This is a genomic window from Segatella copri (genome assembly GCF_009494395.1).
Lineage (GTDB): Bacteria > Bacteroidota > Bacteroidia > Bacteroidales > Bacteroidaceae > Prevotella.
In genome coordinates, this window is record NZ_VZCB01000057.1 from 73527 (window position 1) to 87525 (window position 13999).

The following is a 13999-nucleotide window of genomic DNA, read 5'->3' on the forward strand; positions in this document are numbered from 1 at the left end:
AATTTACTCCTAACTTCCCGTATATTTCCTGATAGCCTTGATGAATGTTTCACCATACTTCTTCACCTTGAACTCACCGATGCCGCTGATGAGACCGAAGGCATCAAGTGTGGTTGGCTTCATCCTGGTCAACTCATGCAGACTCTTGTCGGAAAGGACGATGTATGGCGGATAACCCTGCTCGTCAGCTAGATTCTTCCTGATCTTGCGCAGATATTCAAAGAGATTCTTGTCTTCTGCACCCGACATTTCTTCTTGGAAAACAACACGCTCGGCATGAACCACAGGGATGCTGTTGCCGCGTGCTGACCTATTGGCTTTTTGCGGACGAGTTGACCGCTCTTCATTCTCCATGATTGCCAGCGAAACCTGATGCTTGCCCTTGAGAACCTTCCATCCCAATGGCGTAACCTTCATCTGGTTATGCGCATTATACGCCACCTCGAAGAAACCCATCTGCAACATCTGCAGCAGATAAGCCTGCCAGTCGCGCACGCTCACGTCCTTGCCCACGCCAAACGTCTTCAGCTCATTATAATGATTCCTGACAACGGCAGGCGTCTGCATGCCCCTGAGAATCTCGATACACGTACCCACGGCAATCTTCTCGCTGGCTCTCACCATGGCACTGAGCGCCTTCTGCGTGAGTACCGTACCGTCGAAAGTGCGCGGAGGATTGTTGCAAACATCGCAGTGACCGCAGTCCTTTGCCGATGTCTCTCCGAAGTAATTCAGGAGAATGCGGCGGCGGCACACACGTGATTCGGCATATTCCTCCATTCTTCGCAGCTTCTCCAGGTTCACCGTCCGCTGTCCGCTCTCCTCGCAGAACGAGCGCAGGGTGATGATGTCGCCCATCGAATAGAAGAGAATGGTATCGGCAGGATCGCCGTCTCGTCCGGCACGTCCTATCTCCTGATAGAAACTCTCGATGCTCTTCGGCATGTTGTAATGAATCACCCATCTCACATTGCCCTTGTCGATGCCCATTCCGAAGGCGATGGTGGCACATACCACATCAATCTGGTCCATCTTGAAGCGCTCCTGCACCGATGCACGCTGCACGCTGGAGAGTCCGGCATGATAGGCCTCGGCATTGATACCGTGCTCCTTCAGTGCCTCTGCCACCATCTCCGTGTTCTTGCGGGACAGGCAATAGATGATACCCGCATCGCCCCGATGGCTCTGGATGAAGCGGTAGATGAACTTCAGCTTCTCCTTCTTCGTGCTCTCCTGACGGACGGAGAGACTGAGGTTAGGACGGTCGAAGCTGCTGACGAACGTCTGACCGTTGAGATGCAGCTGCTGGATGATGTCCTGGCGCGTAATCTTATCGGCTGTAGCCGTGAGCGCCATCACCGGGACGTTGGGGAACTTCTCGCGGAGCAGACCCAGCTGGTTGTACTCCGGACGGAAATCATGCCCCCACTGGCTGATGCAATGCGCCTCGTCTACCGCAAAGAGCGATATCCTGATGTTGCTGAAGAGGAAAGGAATCTCGCTGATCAGCTTCTCGGGTGATACATACAGCAGCTTCAGATCGCCAGCCTCGCAGCGACGGCGGATGATGACTTCATCGGTAGCATCATTGCCGCTGTTCAGAGCCTCGGCAGGAATACCGTTCGCCTTGAGCGCCTCAACCTGGTCGTGCATCAGACTGATGAGCGGAGAGATGACCACCGCCGTTCCCTCCATCGCCAATGCCGGCACCTGATAGCACAGACTCTTGCCGCCGCCCGTAGGCATCAGCACCAGACAGTCGTGCCCCTGCATCACCTCCTGGATGATGGCTTCCTGATTGGGACGGAACGAGTCGTAACCGAAGTATGTCTTTAATATCTCGTGGATTTGCATTTTCTTCTTATTTTCTACTTTTTTGTTCGATATTCCTGCAAAGTTACTAAAAAATCGGGAGAATAGTCATTTTCTACACTTAAAAGTAAGAAAAGTAGCCAAAAAAGTTTGAAATATAAAATAATTGTCGTACTTTTGCGGTAGAATCAAACAATGATAACATGGCAAAATGTAATGTGAACACGAATGAGCGATTCGCCGACATCCAGATGCTCCGCTATGAGCTGAAGGGATTTGAGGACTTATCGCTCAACCAGAAACTGTATATTTTCTGCTTGGCTAAGGCTACCCTGATGGGACGAGATATCACGTTCGACCAGCAGGGAAAGTACAATCTTCGCATCAGAAAAACACTGGAAACCGTTTATCTGCACTATGAAGGCGACAGAGAATGCGAGGAATTCAAGGCATTCGAAGTCTACCTGAAGCGCATCTGGTTTGCCAGTGGCATTCATCACCATTATGGTTGTGAAAAATTCAAACCGGGATTCTCCGAGGAATATTTCTATCATCTGCTGGAAAACATAGGGGAAGAACTCCTGCCCATCAAGAGGGGAGAAACCAAGGAAGACCTCATGAGACAGCTGGAATCCATCCTCTTCGACCCCGAGGTGATGCCTAAGCGCGTGAACCAGACGGATGGGGAAGACCTGGTGCTGACATCTGCCTGCAACTTCTACGAGGATGTGACGCAGGAGGAGGTAGAGAGATTCTATGCCAAGATGAAGAACACGGACAATCCGAACCCTCCTTCATACGGACTCAACTCCAAACTGACCAAGCGCAACAATGAAGTAGTGGAACTGACATGGAAGGAAGATGGACTCTATGGGGAGACCATCCGCGAAATCGTGTCCTGGCTGCTCAAGGCGCAGAAGTATGCTGAGAACGAAGGGCAGAAGCATGTCATCGACCTGCTGGTGAAGTTCTACCGCACCGGTAGCCTGGAGGATTTCGACCGATACTGCATCGCATGGGTAGAACAGCATGAAGGTCTGGTGGATTTCATCAATGGATTCATCGAAGTATACGGTGACCCTCTCGGTATGAAAGGTACATGGGAAGGTATCGTGGAATATAAGGACCTGGAGGCTACCAAGCGCACCCAGACCATCAGCCAGAACGCACAGTGGTTTGAGGACCATTCGCCTGTAGATCCCCGTTTCCGCAAGCCGGAAGTGAAGGGAGTTACAGCCAACGTCATCTGTGCTGCCATGCTGGGCGGTGAGGAATATCCGGCTTCTGCCATCGGCATCAACCTGCCTAACTCCAACTGGATCCGTCAGGAACATGGCTCCAAGAGCGTTACCATCGGCAACCTGACTGATGCCTACAATAAAGCTGCACAGGGCAACGGATTCAGAGATGAGTTTGTCATCGACAAGGAAACCGTGGCGCTGATGAACCAGTATGCCGACATCACCGATGACCTGCATACCGACCTGCACGAGTGCTTGGGACATGGTAGCGGACAGTTGCTTCCTACCACAGACCCGGATGCTCTGAAAGCTTACGGCAACACCATAGAAGAAGCCCGTGCCGACCTCTTCGGACTCTATTATGTAGCCGATCATAAGCTGGTAGAACTCGGTCTGACGCCTAATGACGAGGCGTATAAGGCTCAGTATTACAGCTATCTGATGAACGGACTGCTCACCCAGACCATCCGCATCAAGGAGGGCGACAAGATAGAGGAAGCCCACATGCGTAACCGTGCCCTCATCGCCTGGTGGACGCTGGAACATGCAGAGGGAGCCGTGGAACTCGTTCAGGAAGAAGTGAACTATGCTTCTGCCGAGGATGCGCTGAAGGATGCAGAGGGCAATATCATCACCACCCGAACCTATGTGAAGGTGAATGATTATGAAAAGCTCCGTCATCTCTTCGGTGAACTACTTGCCGAGATTCAGCGCATCAAGAGCGAGGGCGATTATGAGGCAGCCCGACAGCTGGTAGAGAAGTATGCAGTGAACATCGACCCAGCCTTGCATCGTGAGATACTGGCAAGATACAAGAAGCTGAATCTCGCTCCATATAAGGGATTCATCAATCCGAAGATGACGCTGCATTATGATGAGGAGGGTACTCCTACAGATGTTTTATTGGATTACGAGGAGAGTTATACCGACCAGATGCTTCGTTATTCAGACGAATACGGAACTTTGTAATAAGAAATGATGACAGATAATAAGAACGAGGAATTTCCGATAGTGGATGAAATGGGCAATATCCTGGGTGCCATCACCCGGGGACATGCCCATGACGGAAGCAAGATATTGCATCCGGTGGTTCATCTGCATGTATTCAACAGCAAGGGAGAACTGTATCTTCAGCATCGTCCGGCATGGAAGGATATCCAGCCGGATAAATGGGATACAGCCTGTGGTGGGCACGTAGATTTAGGCGAGAGCGTGAATCAGGCGCTTCATCGTGAAGTAAGGGAAGAGCTGGGTATCACCGATTTCGAACCGGAGTCTTTGGGACATTATGTCTTTGAAAGTCAGAGGGAAAAGGAACTGGTATACGTTCACCGCTGCGTATACGACGGTGAGGTGAAGCCTAGCCAGGAAGAATTGGCTGGTGGCAGATTCTGGAGTAAGGAGGAAATTAAGGAAAACATTGGAAAAGGTGTCTTTACTCCTAATTTCGAAAACGAATACCAGAAGTTTTTCGACCGCTAAGAAAATGTCCCACAGATTTCACAGATTTACACAGAGCATTTCTGCAGTTCGAGAAAAAAACTGTGTAAATCTGTGAAATCTGTGGGACTTTTAAAATTACACCTCTGTGGGATGTTAAAATCTGTGAGACATTAAGAACATGTAAGTAAGATTATATCTCGAAGATTCCCTTGAGTGCCCCCTGAGCAATCTTCTCGAAATCCTCTCCGAAGTCACAGAATCGCATGACGGCATTGGCAGCAGCGTGCTTGATGCCCATATTGTCACCCTGCAAAGCCACGGCAGCCTGATCAAGGAACTCATTGATGCCACGCTCGTTAGGCTCCTGACCATTTGCAAAGAGACGGGCAAGGAGCTGGAAACCGGCAATCTCATAGAATGGCTTGTCGCTTGCAATCCATTGATAGGCAATCACAGGCGCATAGTCTACATGCTGCAGCAGGTTGAAGGCAAGCATCTCAGCCATCTCCTGGCTCTGTACCTGTTCCATCCAGATATCCGTGATCTCGGCAAGCATCCTGTCGGCAGGCATGATGAGCGTAGCCAGAATCTTGCACTCTCGGATGTCTTCCTTCCAGAGTTCGATGGCGAGGTCATAGTCCTTGCCGTATTCCTGCGCCATCTTCTTGAGCTCATAGAATGGCACGCCCCAATTCAGTTTATATCCCAAGCCCTTGTCGCGCATCGACTGCGAACCCGGACCATTCATCAGCAAGCGAAAGCTTCGCTTGATAGTCATCAGTTTCTGATGTGTTTCTTCGTTCATCATTTTTTAAAGTTTCATTGTTTTGCAGAACATTCCCTCGAACTGTTCCTCTATGTTTGCTGGCTTATGCTTGAAGATGCCGAAGATGGCACTTCCGCTGCCACTCATTGCTGCGTATACGGCACCGAGATTGTAAAGGCTCTCCTTGATTTCGGCAAGCTCAGGATGCATCGCAAAGATAGGAGCCTCGAAATCATTGATGAGTTCTTCCTTCCAGGTCTCGATAGGTTGACGTACGATGTCACGGCAGCACTTAGCAGGCTGCTTAGGAGTGATGGCTGCATAGGCATCCTTGGTGCTCACGGCAATGTCATCGCGCTTCACCACAACGATGTAATAGCCCTTCATGTTGTCGCCAGGACCGCTTACCGGCATCAATACATCGCCGATTCCCTCAGCATAGCAGGCTGTATCTCCATCCTCTGGATTGGCAGCGATGAAAAAGGCACAGTCGGCACCCAGCTTGGCTGCATATCGTTCCATCTCGGAATTGCCGATGTTGAGACGGAACCGTTCATCCAGCAGGCGAATCATGTAGGCTGCATCAGAAGAACCGCCACCCATACCTGCCTGAGACGGAATACGCTTCAAGAGATGGGCATGGATGCGAGGTATCTTGAAGTCGGCTGCAATCATGTTATATGCCTTCACCACTAGATTGTTCTGCTCATCGCAATCTATGGCATTGCCTGTTATCTTGAGATCGCATGGCACTTCGCTCGGAAACTCTTCGCCCATGAGCTTGATTTCCAGCGCATCTGTTAGCGGAATAGGGTAGAACACGGTCTCCAGATTGTGATAACCGTCTGCCCGTTTGCTGACTATATTTAAGCCAAGGTTTATCTTGGCGCAAGGAAATGTAATCATAATCTAAATTGTTTAAGAGTCGATAATTCTCTTGCAAAGATATAAAAAATATCTCAATACTGCTCCCTTTCCTATAGATTATTTTCTTACATACATTAAAAATAATAAAAAACGGTAGTATTTTGCAATATCTTTTGTATCTTTGCAGAAAATATACGGCTTTTTTAGCAACCGTATGTCGTCAGCGCCGGTCTTTCAACGACCCGTATATCGCAATAGTAAGTAAGAATATAAAAAATAACAGATATGAAAAAAGGAGATAAAGTAAGATTCCTGAGTGAAGTGGGTGGCGGTAAGGTTGCCGGCTTCCAGGGTAAGAATATCGTCCTGGTAGAGGACGAGGATGGATTTGAAATCCCTATGCCTATCAACGAGGTAGTGGTAGTAGAGCAGGACGACTATGCCATGGGTAAGATGATTTCGGCTAAGATGGATGCCAAGCAGAAGGCGGAAGAACATGCCAACACGGAACTGCATCAGGACAGCCGAAGCATCAAGGCTATCCTCAATGAGCATGATACCGACATCGAGGAGGAAGAGTATGATCCGGCTGACAGGGAAGTAACCTTCGTCAAGCACATCCAGGAGCGTACGGGCGGCAACAAGCTGAGCGCCTATCTCGCCTTCGTGCCTATCGATATCAAGGAGGTTACCAATACCCGTTTCGAGACCTATATGGTGAACGACAGCAACTATTATCTGCACTATACTTATCTCGTAGCAGAGGGCAATGCCTGGACCTTGAAGGCTGAGGGTGAAATCGAACCCAATACCAAGCTCTTCATCGAGGAGTTCGGCCGTGAGGCGCTGAACGAAATGGAGCATATCGCCATCCAGATGATTGCCTACAAGAAGGAGAAACCTTTCCTCCTGAAGCCGGCTACCGACGTACAGTTCCGTCTGGACCCAGTGAAGTTCTACAAGCTTCATCTCTTCGGGGAGAATGATTTCTTCGAGACTCCAGCCTATCTCTTCACCATCGTAGAGAATGACGAGGTGGCTCGTCCGCTCGTTATCGACTCCAAACGATTGAAGGAGCAGATGTACAAGGACGAGAAGGTGATTGCCAATACCGGCAAGAAGAAGAGCAAGAAGGATGATGGCACACTCGTAGTAGACCTTCATGCGGACGAGGTACTTGAAACAACTGCTGGAATGAATTCTGCCGATATCCTTCATTATCAGATGGATGTGTTCACGAAGACGATGAATGAATACAAGAACAAGAAGGGACAGAAGATTGTCTTCATCCATGGCAAGGGCGAAGGCGTACTGCGCCAGGCTCTCATCCATGAGCTGAACTATCGCTATAAGAGCTGCAGCTACCAGGATGCTTCCTTCCAGGAATACGGCTATGGTGCCACACAGGTAACGATTAAGTAAACATCGAACATTGAGCATTGAACATTGAACTTGGAACTTTGAACTTTATGATATGCTTAGCAAGTTATATCACTCAAAGTAATCATACAGTTCCAAGTTTCAAGTTCAAATCTTAAAGTTCCAAGTTCAAATCTCAAAGTTCAAAGTAATATGAAGTACGGATTTATCAAGGTGGCGAGTGCCATTCCATCTGTCAAGGTGGGTGATGTGGTATTCAATGCTCAACAGATAGAAGATCTGATAGCCCAGGCTGAAGGCAAGGGCGTAGAGATCATTACTTTCCCGGAACTGTCCATTACGGGTTATTCCTGTCAGGACCTTTTCCGCCAGCAGATGCTGCTGGAAACATCGGAGCAGGCGGTGATGATGCTGCTTGATTTCACACGCAAGCTAGATATCATCTCCATCGTCGGTGCACCGGTTGTGGCTGGTGACCTGCTGCTCAACTGCGGTATCGTCATCCAGCACGGACAGATCTTGGGTGTCGTGCCTAAGACCTATCTGCCTAACTACAGCGAGTTCTACGAGAAGCGCTGGTTTGCCTCTGCTCAGGACCTGAGAGACTGCGAAATCCGCTATGCCGGACACAAGGTGAAACTGACTCCGGATGTGCAGATATTCCAGACCTACGACGGCGTGCAGTTTGGCGTGGAGATCTGTGAGGATGTATGGGCTCCTGCTCCTCCAAGCAACAAGTTGGCATTGGCTGGAGCTGACCTTATCTTCAATCTCTCTGCCAGCGATGAACTCATCGGTAAGCACAATTATCTGAAGAGTCTTCTGAGTCAGCAGAGCGCCCGCACGATGACCGGATACGTGTATAGTTCCTGCGGTTTCGGGGAAAGTACACAGGATGTTGTATATGGTGGAAATGCCCTGATTTATGAGAATGGAGTTTTACTTTCACAAAGTGAACGTTTCTCACTTGATCCTCAGATGGTTATCTCGCAGGTAGATGTAGAGAAACTCCGCTCGGAACGTCGTACAAATTCAACCTATGTGAATGCCCAGCGCAACATCAAATATTCTGTTCTCGGAGGACAGTTCAATATCCGCAACATCGATGCAGATCCTACCGAGAATGAGCGTGAATTCGTGCTGGAGCGTGAGGTGAATCCGCATCCTTTTATTCCTGCCAGCAACGACATGAATGCCTCCTGCGAGGAGATATTCAATATCCAGCTGATGGGACTTGCCAAGCGCATCGTCCATACCCATGCCAAGACCGTAGTGGTGGGTATCAGCGGCGGACTGGATTCTACGCTTGCCTTGCTCGTCTGCGTGAAGGCATTTGATAAACTGAAGATGAACCGCAAGGGTATCGTGGGCGTCACCATGCCTGGTTTCGGAACCACGGACAGAACCTACAACAATGCCATCTCACTGATGCAGAGCCTCGGTATCACCATCAAGGAAATCAGCATCGCCAAGGCGGTAACCCAGCACTTCGAGGACATCGGTCATGATGCCAGCGTGCATGATGTAACCTATGAAAATTCGCAGGCACGTGAACGTACCCAGATCCTGATGGACTTGGCAAATAAGATGGGAGGAATGGTTATCGGTACCGGCGACCTCTCTGAGCTGGCTTTGGGATGGGCTACCTATAATGGCGACCACATGAGCATGTATGGCGTGAATGCCAGCATCCCAAAGACCCTGATCCGTTATCTCGTAAACCATGTTGCCGAGAGTGGGGTAGACGAGCAGAGCCGCATCACCCTTCGCGACATCATCGATACGCCAATCAGTCCTGAGCTGATTCCGGCAGATGAGAACGGTAATATCAAGCAGAAGACCGAAGACCTGGTGGGACCATACGAGTTGCACGATTTCTTCCTCTACTACTTCCTTCGCTTCGGTTTCTGTCCAGCCAAGATCTACATGCTGGCAAAGAAGGCATTTATCGATACCGAGCTGGAGCGCGTGAAAATCAGCGACAACGATCCTGATTCCTATGATGAGGAGACCATCAAGAAGTGGCTGAAGACCTTCGTGAGGAGATTCTTCAACCAGCAGTTCAAGCGCAGCTGTCTGCCTGATGGTCCGAAGGTGGGAAGCGTGAGCCTCAGTCCTCGTGGCGACTGGCGCATGCCTAGCGATGCTGCATCCACTATCTGGCTGCAGGAGGCGGAAAATTTATAATACATGGCAGCGAAGTTTTAATAAAACGGGAAATAAAAAGTTAGGAGTCGGGGCGCTGTTCCAACTCCTAACTTTTTCGTTTATAATAAAATAATTATATAAAAAGTCTTTCTATTTTTGGGTAAAACATATTTTTTTTGTAACTTTGCGCCCAAAAGTAAAAACAATATAAAATTTAAATTGATAATATGGCTAAGAAATTTGCCGAGCACAACGGTCTGAATTTGACTCAGACAAACAATGACGTACTAGCAGCGTGGGAGAAAAACGATATCTTCCACAAGTCTATCGACGAGCGTGAAGGCTGCCCTCAGTTTATCTTCTTTGAGGGACCTCCATCAGCTAATGGCCACCCGGGTATTCACCACGTGTTGGCACGTAGTATCAAGGATACATTCAACAGATACAAGACCATGAAGGGCTTCCAGGTTCACCGCAAGGCGGGATGGGATACCCACGGACTCCCTGTTGAACTCGGTGTCGAGAAGGAACTCGGCATCACCAAGAAGGATATCGACAACAAGGCTTCTGAGAAGTATATCTCTACTGAGGATTACAACCACAAGTGTCGCGAGAACGTGATGAAGTTCACCGCTGAGTGGCGCGAGTTGACCGAGAAGATGGGTTACTTCGTAGATCTCGATCATCCTTATATCACCTACGATAACAAGTATATCGAGACTCTCTGGTGGCTCCTCAAGCAGCTCTACAACAAGGGCCTGCTCTACAAGGGTTACACCATCCAGCCATACTCTCCAGGTGCAGGTACAGGCTTGAGCTCTCACGAGTTGAACCAGCCTGGCTGCTATCGCGATGTTAAGGACCTCACAACCACAGCCCAGTTCCTCATCAAGGATCCTAAGGCTGAGTGGACCAAGTGGGGCAAGCCATACTTCATCGCATGGACCACTACACCTTGGACTTTGCCATCTAACGTGGCTCTCTGTGTGGGTCCTAAGATTGACTATGTAGCTATCGAGACCTACAACCTCTACAATGGCGAGCCTATGACACTCGTGATGGCTGAGGCTTTGGTAGGTTCTTATCTGAAGGCAGACCAGGAGTGCAAGGAGGGCGATCTCCTTCCATTCGACAAGGAGAAGAAGCAGTGCCCATGGCGCATTATCGACCACATGAAGGGTACCGACCTCGAAGGCATGCACTACGAGCAGCTCCTGCCATGGGTGAAGCCATGCGAGAAGGTAGATGCTTTTGCTCCAGCTTTCGTTGCAGAATATGCTGCTGCTCATCCTGAGAAGGTATTCGCTTCTGAGGATGGTCGCGATAAGTTCGTTGAGATGGATAGCGAGGCTTTCCGCGTAATCCTCGGCGACTATGTTACTACCGATGACGGTACTGGTATCGTGCACATCGCTCCTACATTCGGTGCCGATGATGCCAAGGTGGCTAAGGATGCCAACATCCCAGCCCTCTACCTTATTAATAAGAAGGGTGAGACCCGCCCAATGGTTGACCTGCAGGGTAAGTTCTATCTCATCGAAGACCTCGATGACAACTTCGTGAACGCTTGCGTCAACAAGGAGGCATACGCTCATCACGCAGGCGACTACGTGAAGAATGCCTACGACCCACAGTTTAATGTGGATGGTGTTTGGGACAAGAAGGCTTCTGATAAGGCCGAAGACCTGAACATCGTACTCTGCTACGAGTTGAAGCAGGAGGGCAAGGCTTTCAAGAGCGAGAAGCACGTGCACAACTATCCTCACTGCTGGCGTACCGACAAGCCTATCCTCTACTACCCATTGGATAGCTGGTTTATCAAGGATACCGCCCGCAAGGAGCGCATGGTAGAACTCAACAAGACCATCAACTGGCAGCCAGAGAGCACCGGTACAGGCCGTTTCGGCAACTGGCTCGAGAACCTGAACGACTGGAACCTTTCACGTTCCCGCTTCTGGGGTACTCCATTGCCAATCTGGCGTGACGAGAACCGTGGCGAGAAGTGCATCGGCAGTCTTGAGGAGCTGTATGCTGAAATCGAGAAGTCTGTGGCTGCAGGCATCATGCAGAGCAACCCACTGAAGGAGAATGGTTTCGTTCCTGGCGACTACAGTCAGGAGAACTATGATAAGATTGACCTCCACCGTCCATACGTTGACAAGATTGTATTGGTTAATGAGGAGGGCAAGCCAATGTATCGTGAGAGCGACCTCATCGACGTTTGGTTCGATTCAGGTTCAATGCCTTACGCCCAGCTCCACTACCCATTCGAGGGAGAGATGGCCCGTGGCACAGAGGCAGACCGCGATGCACTCATCCACAGCACCTACGAGGGATATGCTATTCCTCCTAAGTTCTATCCAGCCGACTTCATCAACGAGGGCGTGGATCAGACCCGTGGATGGTTCTTCACCCTGCACGCCATCGCTACTATGGTATTCGATAGCGTAGCCTTCAAGAACGTAATCTCTTCTGGTCTCGTTCTCGATGCTAAGGGCAACAAGATGAGTAAGCACGTGGGCAATGTGACCAACCCATTCGAGATGATCGATAAGTATGGTGCCGACCCTGTTCGTTTCTATATGATGACCAACAGCGAGCCTTGGGACAACCTCAAGTTCGACCCTAACGGTGTAGATGAGACCCGTCGCAAGTTCTTCGGTACCTTATATAATACCTACAGTTTCTTCGCCCTCTATGCTAATGTAGATGGTTTCGATGCTGAGGCTGCTCAGGTGCCATTCGAGAAGCGCCCAGAGATTGACCGCTGGATTCTCTCTTCACTCAATACCCTCATCAAGGGCGTTGACAGAGAGTTGGCTGGCTATGATCCAACCCGTGCAGGCCGTCTCATCGATGCATTCGTAAACGATGACCTCTCTAACTGGTACGTTCGTCTGAACCGTAAACGTTTCTGGGGTAAGGAGATGAGCGAGGACAAGTTGAGCGCTTACCAGACTCTCTATAGCTGCTTGATGACAGTGGCTAAGCTGCTGGCACCATTCGCTCCATTCTATGCAGACGAGTTGTATCACGACTTGGGCGGCGAGTTGGAGAGCGTACACCTCGACAAGTTCCCAGTAGCTGATGAAGCTGCTATCGATGCCGACCTGGAGGAGCGTATGGCCATCGCCCAGAAGATTACTTCTATGGTATTGGCATTGCGCCGCAAGGTGAACATCAAGGTTCGTCAGCCACTCCAGCAGATCATGATTCCAGCCGTAGATGATGTGCAGAAGGCACACATCGAGGCAGTAGCCGGACTGTTGAAGAACGAGGTGAACGTGAAGGAGGTTAACTTCATTGAGGGTCAGGGTATTCTCGTTAAGAAGGTGAAGTGTAACTTCAGAGTGATGGGTAAGAAGTTCGGCAAGCTGATGAAGGGTGTTGCAGCCCAGATGTCAGCACTCGATCAGGACCAGATTGCAGCCTTCGAGAAGGCAGGCAACATCACATTGAATATCGACGGACAGGAAGCCGTGGTAGAGGTAGCCGACGTGGAGATTATCTCTGAGGATATCCCAGGATGGCTCGTTTCTAACGAGGGCAATCTGACCGTTGCACTTGAGGTAGAGTTGACCCCTGAATTGAAGAAGGAGGGTATGGCTCGTGAGCTGATCAACCGTATCCAGAACCTCCGCAAGGAGACTGGACTGGAGATTACCGACCGCATCAACGTAACTGTGGCTCCTAACGAGGAGACCAATGCAGCTATCGAGGCATTCGGCGACTACATTAAGGGGCAGGTATTGGCAGACAGCATCGAAATCGGTGACAACGCAGGTGTTGAGACCGAGTTTGATGACTTTAAGTTGAACATTCTTGTAGAGAAGAATTAAATAAGCTAGGAGTTAGAAGTTGGGAGTTCGGAGTTTTACCAAAACTGCTTACTTCTAACTTCTAATACCTTAATAGCTAGACAACATTAATAATAACTTTTAACAAAAGAACATCTATGGCTAACGAAAAAGCACGTTATAGCGATGAGGATCTCGCTGAGTTCCGCGCTATCATTGAAGAGAAATTAAAGGTGGCAAAGCAGACCTACAGAGACTGTATGGCTCAGCTTAATCACTCTGATAGTAATGATGTGGTAGATACATCACCAACCTACAAGGCCCTGGAGGAGGGAAGCGAGGCACAGAGCAAGGAGGAAATCATCCAGATGGCTCAGCGCCAGCAGAAGTTTATCAAGGGATTGGAGGCTGCGTTGATTCGCATCGAGAACAAGACCTACGGTATCGACCGCGAGACAGGTGAGCTGATTCCTAAGGAGCGATTGCGTGCTGTACCTCATGCCACATTGAGTGTAGCTTCCAAGGAAGCAAGAAAACATTAATAA

General features: G+C 49.6%; 9 protein-coding genes. 6 read left to right on the top strand and 3 right to left on the bottom strand.

Going from position 1 to position 13999, the window contains the following annotated elements; genetic code table 11:
- Positions 1 to 9 precede the first annotated feature (9 nt).
- Positions 10 to 1854, bottom strand: a complete 1845-nt coding sequence (gene recQ, locus F7D73_RS07315; RefSeq protein WP_153123516.1) for a DNA helicase RecQ — start codon at positions 1852 to 1854, stop codon at positions 10 to 12.
- Between the two features lie 161 nt (positions 1855 to 2015).
- On the opposite strand from recQ, the gene F7D73_RS07320 reads away from it, so the two are divergent.
- Both F7D73_RS07320 and F7D73_RS07325 read left to right on the top strand, forming a co-directional pair.
- A complete protein-coding gene (locus F7D73_RS07320; protein ID WP_153123518.1) occupies positions 2016 to 4022 on the top strand; it encodes a dipeptidyl-peptidase 3 family protein in 2007 nt (668 codons plus the stop codon).
- Between the two features lie 6 nt (positions 4023 to 4028).
- Complete coding sequence (locus F7D73_RS07325; protein ID WP_153123519.1) at positions 4029 to 4535, top strand: NUDIX hydrolase; 507 nt, start codon at positions 4029 to 4031, stop codon at positions 4533 to 4535.
- A gap of 151 nt (positions 4536 to 4686) precedes the next feature.
- Here F7D73_RS07325 and F7D73_RS07330 read toward each other — a convergent pair whose 3' ends face one another.
- A complete protein-coding gene (locus tag F7D73_RS07330) occupies positions 4687 to 5301 on the bottom strand; it encodes a DNA alkylation repair protein (RefSeq protein WP_153123557.1) in 615 nt (204 codons plus the stop codon).
- A 6-nt stretch (positions 5302 to 5307) separates the two neighbouring features.
- Positions 5308 to 6168: a 4-(cytidine 5'-diphospho)-2-C-methyl-D-erythritol kinase gene (gene ispE, locus F7D73_RS07335; RefSeq protein ID WP_153123521.1), complete on the bottom strand. Its 861-nt coding sequence runs from the start codon at positions 6166 to 6168 to the stop codon at positions 5308 to 5310.
- 246 nt (positions 6169 to 6414) lie between these two features.
- Here ispE and F7D73_RS07340 point away from each other — a divergent pair, with 246 nt between their 5' ends.
- The 4 genes from F7D73_RS07340 (at position 6415) to F7D73_RS07355 (ending at position 13996) form a co-directional block, all read left to right on the top strand.
- Positions 6415 to 7551 (top strand): DUF2027 domain-containing protein, encoded by a 1137-nt coding sequence (locus tag F7D73_RS07340; protein ID WP_153123523.1) that lies wholly within the window; start codon positions 6415 to 6417, stop codon positions 7549 to 7551.
- Positions 7552 to 7701: 150 nt separating this feature from the next.
- Positions 7702 to 9696, top strand: coding sequence for an NAD(+) synthase (locus F7D73_RS07345; RefSeq protein ID WP_153123525.1), 1995 nt, complete (start codon positions 7702 to 7704; stop codon positions 9694 to 9696).
- 188 nt (positions 9697 to 9884) lie between these two features.
- Entirely contained in the window at positions 9885 to 13496 is a 3612-nt protein-coding gene (ileS, locus tag F7D73_RS07350) for an isoleucine--tRNA ligase (protein ID WP_153123527.1), read from the top strand.
- 116 nt (positions 13497 to 13612) lie between these two features.
- Positions 13613 to 13996: a TraR/DksA family transcriptional regulator gene (locus tag F7D73_RS07355; protein WP_153123529.1), complete on the top strand. Its 384-nt coding sequence runs from the start codon at positions 13613 to 13615 to the stop codon at positions 13994 to 13996.
- Positions 13997 to 13999 lie beyond the last annotated feature (3 nt).